At 62.0% G+C, this 16,651-nt stretch carries 18 protein-coding genes; 15 read left to right on the top strand and 3 right to left on the bottom strand.

All coding sequences use genetic code 11. The annotated features are described in order from the left end of the window. Window positions 1-120: 120 nt before the first annotated feature. Entirely contained in the window at window positions 121-576 is a 456-nt protein-coding gene (locus tag ACIPOO_RS19255; protein WP_274136297.1) for a MaoC family dehydratase, read from the bottom strand. Between the two features lie 299 nt (window positions 577-875). Here ACIPOO_RS19255 and ACIPOO_RS19260 point away from each other — a divergent pair, with 299 nt between their 5' ends. Genes ACIPOO_RS19260 through ACIPOO_RS19270 form a run of 3 tightly spaced genes read left to right on the top strand, consistent with a single transcriptional unit; the run spans window position 876 to window position 2,582 of the window. Next, complete coding sequence (locus tag ACIPOO_RS19260; protein WP_274136298.1) at window positions 876-1,253, top strand: CidA/LrgA family protein; 378 nt, start codon at window positions 876-878, stop codon at window positions 1,251-1,253. Beyond that, window positions 1,250-1,966 carry an LrgB family protein gene (locus ACIPOO_RS19265; RefSeq protein WP_400609062.1) on the top strand — a complete coding sequence of 239 codons (717 nt, stop codon included), beginning with the start codon at window positions 1,250-1,252 and terminating at the stop codon, window positions 1,964-1,966. Before ACIPOO_RS19260 ends, ACIPOO_RS19265 begins: the two co-directional genes overlap by 4 nt. A gap of 25 nt (window positions 1,967-1,991) precedes the next feature. Next, window positions 1,992-2,582, top strand: coding sequence for an LON peptidase substrate-binding domain-containing protein (locus ACIPOO_RS19270; RefSeq protein WP_274136300.1), 591 nt, complete (start codon window positions 1,992-1,994; stop codon window positions 2,580-2,582). A gap of 115 nt (window positions 2,583-2,697) precedes the next feature. Here the strand turns inward: ACIPOO_RS19270 and ACIPOO_RS19275 are convergent, their stop codons facing one another. Beyond that, entirely contained in the window at window positions 2,698-4,014 is a 1,317-nt protein-coding gene (locus tag ACIPOO_RS19275) for a bifunctional DedA family/phosphatase PAP2 family protein (protein ID WP_400609064.1), read from the bottom strand. A 3-nt stretch (window positions 4,015-4,017) separates the two neighbouring features. Further along, window positions 4,018-4,716 carry a DNA-3-methyladenine glycosylase gene (locus tag ACIPOO_RS19280; RefSeq protein ID WP_400609067.1) on the bottom strand — a complete coding sequence of 233 codons (699 nt, stop codon included), beginning with the start codon at window positions 4,714-4,716 and terminating at the stop codon, window positions 4,018-4,020. 334 nt (window positions 4,717-5,050) lie between these two features. On the opposite strand from ACIPOO_RS19280, the gene ACIPOO_RS19285 reads away from it, so the two are divergent. The 12 genes from ACIPOO_RS19285 (at window position 5,051) to lipA (ending at window position 16,467) form a co-directional block, all read left to right on the top strand. After that, window positions 5,051-6,325: a glutamate-5-semialdehyde dehydrogenase gene (locus tag ACIPOO_RS19285; protein ID WP_400609069.1), complete on the top strand. Its 1,275-nt coding sequence runs from the start codon at window positions 5,051-5,053 to the stop codon at window positions 6,323-6,325. Beyond that, complete coding sequence (gene nadD / locus ACIPOO_RS19290; protein ID WP_400609072.1) at window positions 6,291-7,046, top strand: nicotinate-nucleotide adenylyltransferase; 756 nt, start codon at window positions 6,291-6,293, stop codon at window positions 7,044-7,046. The genes ACIPOO_RS19285 and nadD overlap by 35 nt, the downstream gene beginning before the upstream one ends. A gap of 16 nt (window positions 7,047-7,062) precedes the next feature. Next, the gene (rsfS, locus tag ACIPOO_RS19295) at window positions 7,063-7,455 is read left to right on the top strand and encodes a ribosome silencing factor (protein WP_274136561.1); all 393 of its coding nucleotides are present in this window, start codon (window positions 7,063-7,065) and stop codon (window positions 7,453-7,455) included. A gap of 9 nt (window positions 7,456-7,464) precedes the next feature. Beyond that, window positions 7,465-7,932 (top strand): 23S rRNA (pseudouridine(1915)-N(3))-methyltransferase RlmH, encoded by a 468-nt coding sequence (rlmH, locus tag ACIPOO_RS19300; protein ID WP_400609074.1) that lies wholly within the window; start codon window positions 7,465-7,467, stop codon window positions 7,930-7,932. A 31-nt stretch (window positions 7,933-7,963) separates the two neighbouring features. Then, the gene (mrdA, locus tag ACIPOO_RS19305; RefSeq protein ID WP_400609076.1) at window positions 7,964-9,865 is read left to right on the top strand and encodes a penicillin-binding protein 2; all 1,902 of its coding nucleotides are present in this window, start codon (window positions 7,964-7,966) and stop codon (window positions 9,863-9,865) included. Between the two features lie 31 nt (window positions 9,866-9,896). Further along, window positions 9,897-11,000: a rod shape-determining protein RodA gene (gene rodA, locus ACIPOO_RS19310; RefSeq protein ID WP_400609224.1), complete on the top strand. Its 1,104-nt coding sequence runs from the start codon at window positions 9,897-9,899 to the stop codon at window positions 10,998-11,000. Between the two features lie 44 nt (window positions 11,001-11,044). Further along, window positions 11,045-12,055 carry a lytic murein transglycosylase B gene (gene mltB, locus ACIPOO_RS19315; RefSeq protein ID WP_274136564.1) on the top strand — a complete coding sequence of 337 codons (1,011 nt, stop codon included), beginning with the start codon at window positions 11,045-11,047 and terminating at the stop codon, window positions 12,053-12,055. After that, window positions 12,055-13,086 (top strand): septal ring lytic transglycosylase RlpA family protein, encoded by a 1,032-nt coding sequence (locus ACIPOO_RS19320; protein ID WP_274136557.1) that lies wholly within the window; start codon window positions 12,055-12,057, stop codon window positions 13,084-13,086. Before mltB ends, ACIPOO_RS19320 begins: the two co-directional genes overlap by 1 nt. Before the next feature lie 149 nt (window positions 13,087-13,235). Beyond that, complete coding sequence (locus ACIPOO_RS19325) at window positions 13,236-14,396, top strand: D-alanyl-D-alanine carboxypeptidase family protein (RefSeq protein ID WP_274136555.1); 1,161 nt, start codon at window positions 13,236-13,238, stop codon at window positions 14,394-14,396. Window positions 14,397-14,493: 97 nt separating this feature from the next. After that, the gene (locus ACIPOO_RS19330) at window positions 14,494-14,769 is read left to right on the top strand and encodes a DUF493 domain-containing protein (protein ID WP_274136553.1); all 276 of its coding nucleotides are present in this window, start codon (window positions 14,494-14,496) and stop codon (window positions 14,767-14,769) included. Further along, window positions 14,769-15,416: a lipoyl(octanoyl) transferase LipB gene (lipB, locus tag ACIPOO_RS19335; RefSeq protein WP_274136551.1), complete on the top strand. Its 648-nt coding sequence runs from the start codon at window positions 14,769-14,771 to the stop codon at window positions 15,414-15,416. Before ACIPOO_RS19330 ends, lipB begins: the two co-directional genes overlap by 1 nt. Before the next feature lies 1 nt (window position 15,417). Beyond that, on the top strand, window positions 15,418-16,467 hold the full coding sequence (lipA, locus tag ACIPOO_RS19340) for a lipoyl synthase (protein ID WP_274136550.1): 1,050 nt from the start codon (window positions 15,418-15,420) through the stop codon (window positions 16,465-16,467). Window positions 16,468-16,651 lie beyond the last annotated feature (184 nt).

A 16,651-nucleotide genomic window follows, 5' to 3' on the forward strand; every position in this document is an offset into this window, starting at 1 on the left:
AGTTCGGCGTGATCGGATTCGCGTTCTTGTATCGAGTCGCTCACACGGCCGCAGCGAGTATGCCGCAGCCGGGAAGCGTCATGAAACAGTCAGTTACGACTGTTTCATGTTCAGGGGCGCTTACACGAAGCAGAGGGAAAGGGGTTCAGCGATGAACGCAGGCTTGTCCTGCCCTTCGATTTCAAGCGTTGCAGTGGCTTTGAGCAACCATTGGCCAGGCTTCTTTTCGGTGACTTCGATCAGGGCAACTTTTAGACGAACGCGCGAATCGACCTTCACCGGCTGGATGAAACGTACGCTGTCCAGGCCATAATTGACCGCCATTTTCAGCCCTTCGGGCATGACCAGCAGCGATTCCATGAGCTTGGGGATCAGCGACAGCGACAGGAAACCATGGGCGATGGTCGAGCCGAACGGCGTTTGCGCCGCTTTTACCGGGTCAACGTGGATGAACTGGAAGTCGCCAGTGGCCTCGGCAAACAGATTGATACGTGCCTGATCGATCGTCAGCCACTCGGAACTTCCCAGTTCCTTGCCTTCATAACTCTTGAGCTCTGCAACAGGTACATAGGGCATCGATACTCTCCTTAGTGAATCAACTATTTTTAACTGAATTACCGTTTGGGCGTCGTTCTTGCGTGGTTTGAGGTTTCTTGTAGGAGCGCGCTTGCCCGCGACGGCGGTCTGCCTGTGGCATTTTTATCACCTGACACGGCGAGGTCGCGGGCAAGCGCGCTCCTACAGGTGTGCGTGTTGGCACAAAGATCACCACGCCCACAGGCGTTGGTCAAGAACCCCGGGTTCTGGCGAATACCATCCCATAGCCTGCCAGGCTGCATGCGTATAATGCCGCCGCGAATTTGCTGGAGTTTTCTATGTTGCTAAGAGGCCTGACGTGGTTGGTGCTGTTCCAGTTGCTGGGAACGGCGCTCAATCATCTGATCCTTTCAATACTGCCGGGGCCGATCATCGGGCTGGTGCTGCTGATGATCTACCTGATGGTTCGCGGTGAAGTCAGCGAGCCCATCAGCCTGGCCGCAGGCAGCCTGCTGCGTTATCTGCCGCTGTTGCTGGTGCCTCCGGCCGTGGGGGTGATGGTCTACGCCGGCCAGATCGCCAACGATTTCTGGGCCATTGTAGGCTCCCTGGTATTGTCGTTAATGATCTCGCTCACCTTTGCCGGCTGGCTGATGCAAAAACTCATCGACCGCCAGCACACCGGGCATCAGCCCAGCCCCAGGGAGCCGTCATGAGTCTGGACTGGCAAGGCGCATGGCTGTCGGTGATCCACCATCCGCTGTTCGGCATCGCCATTACCCTGGGCGCCTATCAACTGGTGCTGGCCGGCTACGAGAAAACCCGCTGGGTGTTCCTGCAGCCGGTGCTGGTGTCGATGCTGGTGGTGATCGGTGTGTTGGTCGCCTGCGGGCTGGACTACGCCGAGTACCGCAAGAGCACCGACATCCTCAGCATCCTGCTGGGCCCGGCGACGGTGGCGCTCGCTGTGCCGCTTTATCTGAATCTGCGGCGTATCCGGCAGTTGTTCTGGCCGGTGTTGACTACGCTGTTGATTGGCGGCGTGCTTGCGACCGGGCTGTGCGTGGCGCTGGGCTGGGTGCTGGGCGCTGATCACATGATCCTGATGACCATGGCGCCCAAGTCGGTCACTTCGCCCATCGCGATGCTGGTGGCCGAGCAAATTGGCGGCGTGGCGGCGCTGGCTGCGGTTTTCGTGTTGATTACAGGTGTCATCGGCGGCATATTCGGCCCCGGCCTGTTGACGCTGGCCGGTGTGCAGAGCCCGGAAGCCCGAGGCATGGCGCTGGGGCTGACGGCCCATGCGGTCGGCACCTCGGCTGCGTTGCAGGAAGGTGAAGAGTGTGGTGCCTTCGCGGCACTGGCGATGAGTCTGATGGGCGTCGCCACGGCGTTGTTCCTGCCGTTGGCGGTGTCTCTGGTGGCTTGAAGATGGGTTGCTTGAGGATGGATTTATGTCGTTGCCCCTGTTTCCGCTGAACGCCGTGCTGTTTCCGGGCTGTGTCCTGGATTTGCAGATATTCGAGGCGCGTTACCTGGACATGATCGGGCGCTGCATGAAGCAAGGCAAAGGCTTCGGCGTGGTCTGCATCACCGAAGGCAGCGAAGTGGGCGATGTGCCCGAAGGTTTCTCGCAGATCGGTTGCGAAGCGTTGGTCACTGACTTCCAGCAACAGGACAACGGCCTGCTGGGCATTCGTGTGGTCGGCGGGCGGCGTTTCCGCGTGATCGAGGCGCAAGCCCAGCGCGACAACCTGCTGATCGCCGAGGTGCAGTGGCTGGAAGACCCGCAAGAGCAGCCCTTGCAGGAAGAGGACGAAGACCTGGTCGCGCTGTTGGCTGCGCTGGGTGAGCATCCGATGGTAGCGGCCTTGAACATGGGCCTGACCGCCAGTGGTCAGCAGTCGCTGAGCAATCAGCTGGCCTACCTGTTGCCGTTCGCCGAAGAAGACAAGATCGAATTGCTGGAGATCGACGACGCCGAAGAACGGCTCGACGCCATCCAGGACCTGCTCGATGAGATGCAGGGGGATATGCAGGCGTAGATTCCCCTTGTAGGAGCGCGCTTGCCCGCGATGGCATTCTGTCCATCACGAAGATGTCGCCTGACACGCCGCCGTCGCGGGCAAGCGCGCTCCTACAGGGGTGGAGGTTGTGGCTTCAATACTCATACCGAATCAGCCCATGGGCCAGCGAGTGGAAGGCAAATCCGCCCAGCAGCGCGACGATCGCTGGTAGCAGCAACCACCACACTCGCAGCGGCAGTGCAGGCAACGGCTCGTTTTTCTCAACCAGCGCCAGGCTCGCCGCGCAGGCGAAGAACGCCAGTAGCATCCCCGCCAGCACATCCGTGGGCCAGTGCACGCCCAGGTAGACGCGCGACATCGCAATCGACGCCGCCGGAATCGCCCCGAGCAACAGCCAGGTCAGGCGCAACCGGACCGGCTGGCTTCGCCCTGCCAGCACCGCCAGGGTCATGAACAGCGCGAAAGAGGCTGACGCGTGCCCGCTGGGCATGCTGAACGTGGCCAAGGGTTCGGCCAGGACTTCCGGGCGGGCGCGGGCGAAGGTGTGTTTCATGCACTGGTTGATGATCGCCGCGCCCAGTGTCGTCGAGCAGGCGAAGATCGCATGGCGCCACTGCCGGGTCGCCACCAGGATCAGCAACAGCAGGGCCGCCGCGCAGAATTGCGTGCGGAAGTCGCCAAGACCTGTAACCAGCACGACGAAGGTTTCCGCCGCCGCGCTGCGATGCTCCTGCACCAGGGTCATCACACCCTGGTCGAGGTGCGCCAGGTACGGCCAACCGAGAAACACGGCCGCCAGCAGGACAAAACTGACCAGCGCGATCAGGCGGGTCGCGTAGGGTTTGCCGTGGGCGCTGCAGTGAACCCCCACGCCCAGCAGGATCGCCAGGCCCGCACCGACCACGCCGGCTTGTGGCCAGAAGCCTTCGGGCAACGGCAGACGCACCGCTGCACCTGCCGCCCAGCCCGGAAGAATGTAGGCCATGGACCAGCCCGCCGCCGCCACCACGCTCACGGCGGCAAACCGCACGAACGGCATGTCGAATATCCCCGCGACCATCGGCAGCATCGGGCGCAGCGGACCGATGAAGCGGCCTACCAACAGACTCGCGATGCCGTAACGCTGGAAATAGGTTTCGGCGCCCGTCATCCATTCAGGGTGATGGCGCAGGCCGGGCAGGCGGCGGATGTTCTGGTGGAAACGTCTGCCAACAAAGTAGGACACCAGATCACCCAGCAGACCGCCGAGAAAGCCGAGCAGCAGTGCCTGGTGCAGGTCCAGGATTCCGGTCCCTGCCAGCGCGGCAATGGCGAACAGTGCCACCGTGCCGGGCACGATGATGCCCGCGATGGCCAGGCATTCCAGGAATGACACCAGAAACAGCGCGGCCCCCAACCAGGACGGATTGAGGGTCAGCCATGCGGTGATGCTGTCGAGCCATGCGCCCATGGGTCAGTGTCCTTGCTCGATGAAAAGGTAGTCGCGGCCTTCGACTTGGCCGCGTCGCAGAGGGTTCCGTGTGCAGACGCGCGCATACTCGGCGTCCACGAAGCGGTACATCAGGTGCTCGTCGCGCCCGGTCGGGATGCCCAGGCGAGAGGTCTGGATGATGCGCTGCGGATGTTGGCCGACGTCTTCGACGAAGATCCGCTGGTGATCGAAGCGCTTGCCGTCCCACATCGGCACCTTCAGGCCCAGCGCCCTGCACAGCAGGGTCTGCCCGGCGCACAAGCGTTCGCGGGGACGCAGGTTGCCGCTGGCGTCGGGGTTGTTGAGCTGCATCTGCGCCAGGCTGTTTTCGTCGCTGAGCCCGTGCAGGCTGGCTTCATCAACCCATGGATAGGCCGATTTGATCAGCACCGCATTGCCCGGGCCGTGGGCGCTGAAGTTCAGCGAATCGCCGCCTCGGGAGTAGTACATATAGATGTGCCCGCCATCCAGAAACAAAGCCTTACGCTTTTCCGTGTAGCCAAGGGACGCATGGCTGCCTTTTTCCTCGAGGTAATAGGCTTCGGTCTCTATGATGCGTGCCGACAACCACAGGTCGCCGACCTTGTGCCGCACGACCTTGCCCAGCAGATCGCGGGCGAGGGTCTGGGCGTCGCGGTCGAAGAAACTGTCGGGCAGGGCGCGCTGGGAATGCTCGGGCATGGGCGGGGCAACGTGATGGTGTGGCTGGCGATGATAGCAATCCGGGGCTTAATTGCAGCTGAATGGCCGAATCGCGATGGATACATCGATCTTGTAGGAGCGCGCTTGCCCGCGACCTGGCCGTGGCAGACATTACAAATGTCACCGACATGCCGCCGTCGTCCGGATGCGGCCCAGACCAAGCGCGCTCCTACAGAAGTATGTCGGCGAGGAATGGGAGGTGTTTCACCCAACAAAACCGGCTTATATCGACCATCCGCCTGTCGCCGCTGTCGTTCGTCACGCCCGGCAGCTATAATCGGCCGCTTTCTTCTCTGCCAAGACCTCTGAGACCATGACTGAGTCCGTTCTTGACTACATGACCCGCCTGGGTCGCGCCGCCCGCGAAGCTTCGCGTGTGATCGGCCGCGCCAGTACCGCGCAGAAAAACCGCGCGCTGGCCGCCACCGCTGCCGCGCTGGACGCTGCCCGTGACGAGCTGGTCGCCGCCAACGAACAGGATCTGGCCGCCGGTCGCGCCAATGGTCTGGAAGCTGCCCTGCTGGAACGTCTGGCCCTGACCCCTGCGCGCATCGATAGCATGATCGCCGGTTTGCGTCAGGTCGCAGGTCTGCCGGACCCCATCGGCACCATCCGTGACATGAGTTTTCAGCCTTCGGGCATCCAGGTCGGCAAGATGCGCGTGCCGCTGGGCGTGGTCGGCATCATTTACGAGTCGCGTCCGAACGTGACGATCGACGCCGCGAGCCTGTGCCTGAAGTCCGGCAACGCCACCATCCTGCGTGGCGGCTCCGAGGCCATCAATTCCAATCGTGCCATTTCCGCCTGCATTCAGCGCGGTCTGGCCGAGGCCGGTTTGCCCGCTGCCGTGGTTCAGGTGGTGGAAACCACTGACCGCGCCGCCGTTGGCGCCCTGATCACCATGCCTGAATACGTGGACGTGATCGTCCCGCGCGGCGGCAAGGGCTTGATCGAGCGCGTCAGTCGTGAGGCCCGGGTGCCGGTGATCAAGCACCTGGATGGCATCTGCCACGTCTATGTCAGTGCCCACGCCGATCTGGCAGCGGCCCAGCGCATCGCGTTCAACGCCAAGACCTACCGTTACGGCATCTGCGGCGCCATGGAGACCCTGCTGGTGGATCAGGCCATTGCCGCCGATTTCCTGCCGCAGATGGCTGCCCAGTTCCGCGAGAAGGGCGTCGAGCTGCGCGGCTGCGAGCGCACCCTCGAGCTGATCGAGGCGATTGCGGCCACCGAAGATGACTGGCACACCGAGTACCTGGCGCCGATCCTGTCTATTCGCGTAGTGACCGGCCTGGACCAGGCCATCGAGCACATCAATCATTACGGCTCGCATCACAGCGACGCCATCATCTCCGAGCACCAGGGTCAGACGCGCCGCTTCATGGCCGAGGTCGATTCAAGCTCGGTGATGATCAACGCACCCACCTGTTTTGCCGACGGTTTCGAATACGGCCTTGGCGCGGAAATCGGCATTTCCACCGACAAGATCCACGCCCGGGGTCCGGTTGGCCTGGAAGGCCTGACCTGCGAGAAGTACCTGGTGGTCGGCGATGGTCGCCAATTGCGCGGGCAGGGGCCGGTCTGACTTGGCCGACCTTCGGCAGCCGACGGGCAAGAATACGAAAACAGTGGTCAAGTCTGCCGGGAAGAAAGCCTCGCGCACGCCGAAACGTATCGGCATGCTGGGCGGGACCTTCGACCCGGTGCACATCGGCCATTTGCGCGGCGCCCTGGAAGTCGCCGCGCTGCTTGAACTCGATGAGTTGCGCCTGACGCCCAGCGCCCGGCCACCTCATCGCGATATGCCAGGTGTATCTGCGCAGGACCGTCTGGCGATGGTTCGCAGCGCGGTGCAAGGCGTGTCGCCATTGACGGTGGACGACCGCGAATTGCTGCGGGACAAACCGTCTTACACCATCGACACGCTGGAATCGATGCGCGAAGAACTTGCCGTCGATGATCAGCTATTTTTACTGCTGGGTTGGGATGCCTTTTGTGGCCTGCCGACCTGGCATCGATGGGAAGAGTTGCTGGAGCACTGCCATATCGTGGTGCTGCAACGCCCGGACGCCGACAGCGAGTCGCCTGACGCCATGCGCAACCTGCTGGCGGCGCGAGCGGTCAGCGATCCGAAGGCCCTCAAAGGCCCGGGCGGACACATTACATTCGTCTGGCAGACACCGCTTTCGGTGTCTGCCACCCAGATCCGTCAACTGCTGGCCAGCGGTAAGTCGGTACGTTTTCTGGTGCCAGACGCGGTACTGGCCTACATCGAGGCGCACGGACTGTACCGCGCGCCCAATTGAACTGAATGAGTTTTATATGACACAGCAAAAGATTTCCCTGTCCGGCGAAGAGCTGGTTGAACTGGCCAAGGCCGCCCTGGAAGACGTGAAGGCCCAGGACATCCAGGTCATCGACGTCAAGGACAAGCACAGCCTGACCGACTACATGGTGATCGCCACCGGTACCTCGAACCGTCAGATCAACGCGATGCTCGACAAGGTTCGCGAGAACGTCAAATCCCGTGGCGCACAGCCGCTGGGCGAAGAAGGCAAGGGCGAAAGCGACTGGGTCCTGCTGGACCTGGGCGACGTGATCGTGCACATGATGACCGCCGCAGCTCGCCAGTTCTATGATCTGGAGCGTCTGTGGATGGGCGCCGAGCAGAGCCGTGCCGCCAGCGGCGCGCACCACACGCCAGGCAACGAATAAGGGCTTGTCGTGCGTCTGCGCCTGATTGCCGTCGGTTCACGCATGCCCAAGTGGGTGGAAGAAGGTTGGCACGAATACGCCAAGCGTCTGCCATCGGAACTTGCCCTCGAACTGGTGGAGATTCCGCTCAATACCCGCGGCAAGAACGCCGACGTGGCCCGCCTGATCCGTCATGAAGGTGAGGCCATGCTGGCGAAAGTGCAGCCGGGCGAGCGGATCGTCACCCTCGAGGTGCATGGCAAACCGTGGAGTACAGAGCAGCTGGCGGGCGAGCTTGACCGTTGGCGACTGGATTCGCGCACGGTCAACCTGATGGTCGGCGGCCCGGAAGGGCTGGCGCCGGAAGTCTGTGCCCGTGCCGAGCAGCGCTGGTCGTTGTCGCCGCTGACGTTGCCGCACCCGCTGGTGCGCATCCTCATCGGCGAGCAGATTTATCGTGCCTGGACGGTGTTGTCCGGTCACCCTTATCACAAGTAGCGCCGCTGCCTTCACTGTGAACACGCCCTAAATGTCTCAGCCGATACGCCTGAAAGATCACGAAAAGGACGCACGACTGGTGCGTAACCGTGTCGTGGTCGGCGCTGGCATCGTGATCGTGCTGATCTGCGTGTTGGTGGCGCGGCTGTATTTCCTGCAGGTCATCCAGTACGACTACCACTCGACCCTGTCTGAGAACAACCGGGTTCACGTGCAGCCGATTCCGCCGAGTCGCGGCCTGATCTACGACCGTAATGGCGTAGTGATAGCTGACAACCGGCCCAGTTTCAACCTGAGCATGACCCGCGAGCGTTCCGGCGGTGACTGGGCCAAGATCCTGGACACCATCGTCGAAGTGCTCGAACTGACGCCGGACGACCGGATCATCTTCGAAAAACGCATGAAGCAGGGGCGCCGGCCTTTCGAGCCGGTGCCAATCCTGTTCGAGCTGACCGAAGAACAGATCGCCCGGATTGCCGTCAACCAGTTCCGCCTGCCAGGCGTTGAAGTGGTCGCACAGTTGATTCGCCACTACCCGCAGGGCGCGCATTTCGCGCACTCGGTCGGGTATATGGGCCGGATCAACGAGAAAGAGCTGAAAACCCTCGATCCTGTGAACTACAGCGGCACCCACCACATGGGCAAGACCGGTATCGAGCGCTTCTACGAGCCTGACCTGCACGGCCAGGTGGGGTATGAAGAGGTCGAAACCAACGCTCGCGGGCGGGTGTTGCGCGTGCTCAAGCGCACAGATCCCGTGCCCGGCAAGGACATCGTCCTGAGCCTCGACATTCAGTTGCAGGAAGCCGCCGAGGTTGCGCTGGGCGGGCGCCGTGGCGCGGTTGTTGCGCTGGACCCGAGCACCGGCGAAGTGCTGGCGATGGTCAGCCAGCCAAGCTTCGACCCGAATCTGTTCGTGACAGGCATCAGCTTCAAGGCCTATTCCGAGCTGCGCGATTCGGTTGACCGTCCGCTGTTCAACCGCATCCTGCGCGGCCTGTACCCGCCGGGCTCGACCATCAAGCCGGCCGTGGCCATCGCCGGCCTGGACACTGGCGTCGTGACGGCAAGCACCCGGGTCTTCGACCCCGGCTACTACATGCTGCCCAACTACGATCACAAATACCGTAACTGGAACCGTACCGGTGACGGCTGGGTCGATCTGGACACCGCGATCATGCGCTCCAACGACACCTACTTCTATGATCTGGCGCACAAGGTCGGCATCGACCGGCTGTCTTCGTACCTGAACAAGTTCGGCATCGGCCAGAAAGTCTCGCTGGACATGTTCGAAGAGTCGCCGGGGCTGATGCCATCGCGTGACTGGAAGCGCATCACCCGCCGTCAGGCGTGGTTCCCCGGCGAAACCCTGATCCTGGGGATCGGCCAGGGCTACATGCAGGCCACCCCGTTGCAACTGGCGCAGGCCACTGCGCTGGTGGCGAACAAGGGCAAGTGGAACCGCCCGCACCTGGCCAAGACCATCGAGGGCCAGAAGCCTGTGGATGCCAACCCGATGCCGGACATCGTCCTGCGCGACCCGTCCGACTGGGCCAAGGTCAACCATGGCATGCAGCAGGTGATGCACGGCGCGCGTGGTACGGCGCGCAAGGCGTCGGCCGGCGCCCAGTACCGCATCGCGGGCAAGAGTGGTACGGCGCAGGTCGTTGCCATCCGCCAAGGCGAGAAATATGACCGCTCCAAGGTCCAGGAGCGCCATCGCGACCACGCCCTGTTCGTGGGCTTTGCCCCGGCGGACAACCCGAAAATCGTGGTGGCGGTGATGATCGAGAACGGCGAGTCCGGCTCCGGGGTCGCCGCGCCTGTGGTCCGCCAGGTCATGGATGCGTGGCTGCTGGGCCCGGATGGCCGCCTGAAACCCGAATACGCCAGCAATACACTGCCTCCGGAGACCGCGGCCCGTGAAGAGTAATTTCGACCGCATCCTCTCCAGCGAAGATGTGATGCGCCGTCGCGCCACCTTTCTGCAAAAAATCCATGTCGATGGCCCGTTGCTGATCCTGTTGCTGACGCTTGCCGCCGGCAGCCTGTTCGTCCTGTATTCGGCCAGCGGCAAGAGCTGGGACCTGCTGATCAAACAGGCTACCTCGTTCGGCATCGGTCTGGTTTCGATGTTTGTCATCGCTCAGCTTGAGCCGCGTTTCATGGCCCGCTGGGTGCCGGTAGCCTACGTCTGCGGCGTGCTGTTGCTGGTGGCGGTGGACGTCATGGGCCACAACGCCATGGGCGCGACGCGCTGGATCAACATTCCCGGGGTGATTCGCTTCCAGCCCTCGGAATTCATGAAGATCATCATGCCGGCGACCATCGCCTGGTACCTGTCAAAACGCACGCTGCCGCCGCATCTGAAGCACGTTGCGGTGAGCCTGGCGCTGATCGGCGTGCCGTTCATCCTGATCGTGCGCCAGCCTGACCTGGGGACTTCGCTGCTGATCCTGGCGTCGGGCACCTTCGTATTGTTCATGGCCGGCCTGCGCTGGCGCTGGATCATCGGCGTGCTTGCCGCTGCCGTGCCCGTGGCCGTGGCCATGTGGTTCTTCTTCATGCACGACTACCAGAAGCAGCGGATCCTGACCTTCCTCGACCCCGAGAGCGATCCGCTGGGCACCGGCTGGAACATCATCCAGTCCAAGGCGGCCATCGGTTCGGGCGGCGTCTTCGGCAAGGGCTGGCTGCTGGGCACCCAGTCGCACCTGGACTTCCTGCCGGAAAGCCACACCGACTTCATCATCGCGGTACTGGGCGAAGAGTTCGGCCTGGTGGGCATCTGTGCGCTGCTGCTGATCTATCTGCTGCTGATCGGTCGGGGCCTGGTGATTACCGCCCAGGCCCAGACGCTCTACGGCAAGCTCTTGGCGGGCAGCCTGACAATGACGTTTTTTGTGTATGTTTTCGTCAACATCGGTATGGTCAGCGGTTTGCTGCCGGTGGTAGGTGTGCCGTTGCCCTTCATTAGTTATGGCGGAACTTCGCTGGTGACGCTGCTGTCAGCGTTTGGGGTTTTGATGTCGATCCATACCCACCGCAAGTGGATCGCTCAGGTTTGATTAAGGTGAGAAACCGTTCAGGTTTTCCTAAGGTAAAGAATTCAATGCAGGTAGTGCGTGGCTGGGCTGCTCGATATGTGCCGCTGGTCGGTCTGATGGGCATCCTCGGGTCAGTGCAGGAGTCGCTTGCCGGCGACTATGAGGGTTCGCCCCAGGTCGCTCAGTTCGTCAGTGACATGACGCGCGACTACGGTTTCGCGGGTGAACAACTGATCGAAGTGTTTCGTGATGTGCAGCGCAAACAGTCGATTCTTGATGCCATTTCACGGCCTGCCGAGAAGGTGAAGGCGTGGAAGGATTACCGCCCGATGTTCCTCACCGACGCCCGCGTCGCTCGTGGCGTGGACTTCTGGCGCCAGCATGAGGCGGTGCTTGCACGTGCTGAAAAAGAGTACGGCGTGCCTGCCCAGGTGATCGTGTCGATCATTGGCGTTGAAACATTTTTTGGTCGAAATACCGGAAATTACCGGGTAATCGATGCGTTATCGACGCTGGGTTTCGACTATCCTCCTCGTGCGGAATTCTTCCGCAAGGAGCTGCGAGAGTTCCTGCTGCTGGCCCGCGAAGAGCAGGTCGACCCCTTGACGCTCAAGGGATCGTACGCCGGCGCCATGGGTTTGCCGCAGTTCATGCCGAGCAGTTTTCGAGCTTATGCGGTGGATTTCGACGGCGACGGCCACATCAATATCTGGAACAACCCGGACGATGCCATCGGCAGCGTCGCGAGTTATTTCAAGCGCCATGGCTGGGTCGCGGGCGAAGGTGTCGTGAGCCGGGCGAGCGTCAGTGGCGACCGTGTCGACCAGGGTCTGAGCCCGGGCATCGAGCCTGTGAAGACCGTCGGGGAGTTGCGAGCCCTGGGCTGGGCGAGTCATGATGCGCTGCGCGATGATATGCCGGTCACGGCTTTTCGCCTCGAAGGCGACAATGGCCCTGAATACTGGATGGGTTTGAAGAATTTTTACGCAATCACGCGGTACAACCGCAGCGTGATGTACGCCATGGCCGTGCATCAGCTGTCTGAACTGCTTGTTCAAGCTCGGGGCGTCAAGTAATGCGGTCATTGCCGATGCAACAACCATTGAAACTGATGGCCTTCGCGGCGCTGGCACTGCTGGTCGTCAGCTGTTCCACCAGTCGACCGACCCAGCAAGGCAACATCATCCGCTCCCAGCCGGGGCTGGACATCAACCGTGCCCACAAGGACGGCGCGCCGTGGTGGGATGTCGATGTGTCGCGCATTCCCGACGCCGTGCCAACGCTCCACACCGGCGCCTACAAGGCCAACCCCTACACGGTGCTGGGCAAGACCTACTTCCCGCTGAGCGACTCGGCCAGCTACGTGCAGACCGGCACGGCCTCCTGGTACGGCACCAAGTTCCACGGCCAGAACACGGCCAACGGCGAGGTCTACGACCTGTACGGCATGAGCGCGGCGCACAAGACGCTGCCGCTGCCCAGCTACGTTCGCGTGACCAACCTGGACAACAACCGTACCGTGATCCTGCGGGTCAACGACCGTGGGCCGTTCTACTCGGACCGCATCATCGACCTGTCCTACGCGGCCGCCAAGAAGCTCGGCTATGCCGAGATCGGCACCGCGCGGGTCAAGGTTGAAGGCATCGACCCGGCCCAGTACTGGGCCCAGCGTGGCAAGCCTGCGCCGTTGATGCTGGATCAGCCGCAAGTGGCGCTCAGCGGCCCGGCGGCACGTCCGCAACCGGCGGCGCCGGTGATTACCGCGTCGGCGGGCACCATCGAGCAATGGACGCCACCGCCGCAGCAGCATGCCGCGCCGGTATCGCCGGTTCCGATCGATGCAAAAAAAAACGCTTCCGGACCAGCGTCTGGGCTGTTTCTCCAGGTGGGAGCCTTCGCCAACCCGGACGCTGCGGAACTCCTGAGGTCCAAGCTGAGCGGGATGGTGCGGGCGCCGGTTTTCGTGAGCTCGATCGCTCGCAACCAGCAGACGCTCTATCGCGTGCGGATGGGGCCGGTCGACACGCCGGGTGAAGCCGCGCAGCTGCAGAACAGTGTGAGATCGGCCAACCTGGGGTCGCCGAGCGTCGTCACTTCAGATCAGTAACAATTGGATCAGACTTGCCGCCAGAGCAAGGGTTGTCAGCCACATTTCACGGGCACATCTGTAGAATGTGGGCCCGTTTGCCGGGAAAGCCCGGCACCACCGCTTTGCCCGCAAGGGCATGTTTGCCCATTAGCATTTTCGAGAGACGGATGAACATCACCACCTTCGCAAAAAGACTTTGCCTGCTTATTCCACTGTTCACCGCGCCTGCCGTCTTCGCGGCAGAGCAGATGACGCCATCGCCACCGCAACTGGCTGCCAAGGCTTATGTGCTGATGGATGCCAACAGCGGCAACGTTCTGGTGGAGAACAACGGTGACCAGCGCCTGCCGCCGGCCAGCCTGACCAAACTGATGACGGCCTATATTGCGACCCTGGAAATCCGTCGCGGCCAGATCGGCGAAAACGACCCTGTGACCATCAGCGAAAACGCCTGGCGCACCGGTGGTTCGCGGATGTTCATCAAGGTCGGCAGCCAGGTGACTGTCAGCGACCTGCTGCACGGCATCATCATCCAGTCGGGCAACGACGCCAGCGTCGCGGTGTCCGAGCACATCGCCGGCAGCGAAGATGCGTTCGCCGACATGATGAACAAGACCGCTGGCGACCTGGGCATGGTCAACAGCCACTTCATGAACCCGACCGGCCTGCCGAACCCGGATCACTACTCCACCGCGCACGACATGGCGCTGCTGGCACGTGCGATCATCCACGAAGACCCGGCTCACTACGCGATCTACTCGCAGAAAGAGTTCTTCTGGAACGGCATCAAGCAACCGAACCGCAACCTGCTGCTGTGGCGTGACAAGACCGTCGACGGTCTGAAAACCGGTCACACCGAAGAAGCCGGCTACTGCATGGTGTCCTCGGCCGTTCGTGACGGCATGCGTCTGATTGCCGTGGTGTTCGGTACCAACAGCGAGCAGGCCCGTGCTGCTGAAACCCAGAAGCTTTTGACCTACGGTTTCCGTTTCTTCGAAACCCAGACCTTCTACCAGAAGGGCACCGAACTGGCCCAGGCTGCCGTCTGGAAAGGCACCGAGCGTCAGGTCAAGGCCGGCCTGGCCGACGATCTGTCCATGACCATGCCTAAAGGCGAGATGAAGAAGCTCACCGCCAGCATGACCATCAATCCGAAGCTGGTTGCACCTATCGCCAAGGGCGACGTGATCGGCCAGGTTGAAGTGAAGCTGGAAGACAAGGTCGTGCGCACCGCTAATCTCATCGCGATGGACGGCGTTGAGGAAGGTGGTATCTTCCGCCGCCTGTGGGACAGCATTCGCATGTTCTTCTACAGTCTGTTCAACTGATCGTTACTGATCCCGGAAACGATCAGCGTTCCGTGTGCCCCTGCCGCTTTCGCGGTGGGGGCCTGTCCGTTTTCCGGCTTACGAGGCCGTTACTGCCATGACAGATACCGAAGTTAAAGCCCCAAAAATCGAATTCCCATGCGCCGATTATCCGATCAAGATCATTTGCGATACCGGAGCCGGCAATAAAGACAAAGCCATCGAGATCGTCGGCAAGCACGCGAAGATCAACGATGAACGCGTGGACGAACGCCAGAGCAGCAACGGCAAGTACACCACCGTGCAGCTGCACATCCTCGCCACCGACCAGGATCAGCTCTACAACATCAACAGCGAGCTGCGGGCCACAGGTTTCGTGCACATGGTGCTGTGATGGGCGAACGTCTGGGCTTTCGTGATCTCGGACTGATCGACTACGAGCCCGCCTGGCAAGCCATGCAGCGCTTCACCGACGGGCGCGATCGGCAAACACCTGATGAAATCTGGCTGGTCCAGCACCCGCCGGTTTTCACCCAGGGGCAGTCCGGAAAGCCCGAGCATCTACTACTTCCGGGTGATATTCCGGTGGTACAGGTCGATCGCGGTGGCCAAGTGACTTATCATGGTCCCGGTCAACTGGTGGTTTACCTGTTGCTGGACGTGCGTCGCCTGGGTTTTGGCGTGCGCGAACTGGTCACCCGGATCGAAAACAGCCTGATCGATCTGCTGGCCAGCTACGGCGTCACGGCAGCTGCCAGACCCGAGGCACCGGGGGTCTACGTCGATGGGGCGAAGATCGCATCCCTGGGCCTTCGTATCCGTAACGGTTGTTCGTTCCATGGGCTGGCGTTGAACGTCGACATGGACCTGGAGCCGTTCCAACGGATCAATCCCTGTGGGTACGCGGGGCTGGCCATGACCCAGCTGCGCGATCTGGCAGGGCCGATTGAATTTGCCGAGGTTAGTGCCCGGCTGCGTGCGCAGCTCGTCAGACACCTCGACTATGCTGAGCAGACGACCCTAGCGGGCGGAATCGATTGATATGACTACTGCGCATGAAGCGGCAGAGACAGCCGTGATTACAGAGACCCTGATCCCGACAGTGAACGTTGTAACGCCTGAGCGTGCAGCGCGTCCCAAAGTTGAAGCCGGCGTGAAGCTGCGCGGTGCGGAAAAAGTTGCTCGCATCCCGGTGAAGATCATCCCGACGGTCGAGCTGCCGAAAAAGCCCGACTGGATTCGCGTGCGCATTCCGGTTTCCCCGGAAGTCGACCGCATCAAGCAGCTGCTGCGCAAGCACAAGCTGCACAGCGTCTGCGAAGAAGCGTCCTGCCCGAACCTGGGTGAGTGCTTCTCCGGCGGCACCGCGACCTTCATGATCATGGGCGACATCTGCACCCGTCGCTGCCCATTCTGCGACGTGGGTCATGGCCGTCCTAAAGCCCTGGACGCGGACGAGCCGAAGAACCTGGCGGTTGCCATCGCCGACCTGAAACTCAAGTACGTCGTGATCACCTCCGTTGACCGTGACGACCTGCGTGACGGCGGTGCCCAGCACTTCGCCGACTGCATCCGCGAAATCCGCGCCCTGTCGCCGAACGTGCAACTGGAAACGCTGGTTCCGGACTACCGTGGCCGCATGGACATCGCGCTGGAAATCACCGCTGCCACGCCGCCGGATGTGTTCAACCACAACCTGGAAACCGTGCCGCGCCTGTACAAGGCTGCGCGTCCGGGCTCGGACTATCAGTGGTCGCTGACCCTGCTGCAACGCTTCAAGGAAATGGTCCCTCACGTTCCGACCAAGTCCGGCCTGATGCTGGGTCTGGGCGAGACCGATGAGGAAGTGATCGAAGTGATGCAGCGCATGCGCGAGCACAACATCGACATGCTGACCCTGGGCCAGTACCTGCAACCTTCCCGCAGCCACCTGCCGGTGCAGCGCTTCGTGCACCCGGACACCTTCGCCTGGTTCGCCGAGGAAGGCTACAAGATGGGCTTCAAGAACGTTGCGTCGGGCCCGCTGGTGCGTTCCTCGTACCACGCTGACGAACAGGCCAAGCTGACCAAGTCGTTGCTGACGGCGGGTTGATGGCTGGTCGGGTTCCCACGCAGAGCGTGGGAACGATCAAAAGGGCCGGATAGCGATATCCGGCCCTTTTTATTTGTGCGGTACTCCCTGTAGGAGCGCGCTTGCCCGCGACGAGGTGTGCCATTCAGCACATCAGGGTGTGTAAAGTCGCGGGGGCGGGCCCGCGCGCGCCGACAGGGGGGTG

The organism is Pseudomonas sp. NPDC090201 (assembly GCF_044746825.1).
Classification (GTDB): domain Bacteria; phylum Pseudomonadota; class Gammaproteobacteria; order Pseudomonadales; family Pseudomonadaceae; genus Aquipseudomonas; species Aquipseudomonas putida_AD.

Bases quoted from the DNA above. Each gene is read 5' to 3' on its own strand.
- ACIPOO_RS19255 (WP_274136297.1), bottom strand. From the start codon at position 576: ATGCCCTATGTACCTGTTGCAGAGCTCAAGAGTTATGAAGGCAAGGAA.
- ACIPOO_RS19260 (WP_274136298.1), top strand. From the start codon at position 876: ATGTTGCTAAGAGGCCTGACGTGGTTGGTGCTGTTCCAGTTGCTGGGA.
- ACIPOO_RS19265 (WP_400609062.1), top strand. From the start codon at position 1,250: ATGAGTCTGGACTGGCAAGGCGCATGGCTGTCGGTGATCCACCATCCG.
- ACIPOO_RS19270 (WP_274136300.1), top strand. From the start codon at position 1,992: ATGTCGTTGCCCCTGTTTCCGCTGAACGCCGTGCTGTTTCCGGGCTGT.
- ACIPOO_RS19275 (WP_400609064.1), bottom strand. From the start codon at position 4,014: ATGGGCGCATGGCTCGACAGCATCACCGCATGGCTGACCCTCAATCCG.
- ACIPOO_RS19280 (WP_400609067.1), bottom strand. From the start codon at position 4,716: ATGCCCGAGCATTCCCAGCGCGCCCTGCCCGACAGTTTCTTCGACCGC.
- ACIPOO_RS19285 (WP_400609069.1), top strand. From the start codon at position 5,051: ATGACTGAGTCCGTTCTTGACTACATGACCCGCCTGGGTCGCGCCGCC.
- nadD (WP_400609072.1), top strand. From the start codon at position 6,291: ATGGTCGCCAATTGCGCGGGCAGGGGCCGGTCTGACTTGGCCGACCTT.
- rsfS (WP_274136561.1), top strand. From the start codon at position 7,063: ATGACACAGCAAAAGATTTCCCTGTCCGGCGAAGAGCTGGTTGAACTG.
- mrdA (WP_400609076.1), top strand. From the start codon at position 7,964: ATGTCTCAGCCGATACGCCTGAAAGATCACGAAAAGGACGCACGACTG.
- rodA (WP_400609224.1), top strand. From the start codon at position 9,897: ATGCGCCGTCGCGCCACCTTTCTGCAAAAAATCCATGTCGATGGCCCG.
- mltB (WP_274136564.1), top strand. From the start codon at position 11,045: ATGCAGGTAGTGCGTGGCTGGGCTGCTCGATATGTGCCGCTGGTCGGT.
- ACIPOO_RS19320 (WP_274136557.1), top strand. From the start codon at position 12,055: ATGCGGTCATTGCCGATGCAACAACCATTGAAACTGATGGCCTTCGCG.
- ACIPOO_RS19325 (WP_274136555.1), top strand. From the start codon at position 13,236: ATGAACATCACCACCTTCGCAAAAAGACTTTGCCTGCTTATTCCACTG.
- ACIPOO_RS19330 (WP_274136553.1), top strand. From the start codon at position 14,494: ATGACAGATACCGAAGTTAAAGCCCCAAAAATCGAATTCCCATGCGCC.
- lipB (WP_274136551.1), top strand. From the start codon at position 14,769: ATGGGCGAACGTCTGGGCTTTCGTGATCTCGGACTGATCGACTACGAG.
- lipA (WP_274136550.1), top strand. From the start codon at position 15,418: ATGACTACTGCGCATGAAGCGGCAGAGACAGCCGTGATTACAGAGACC.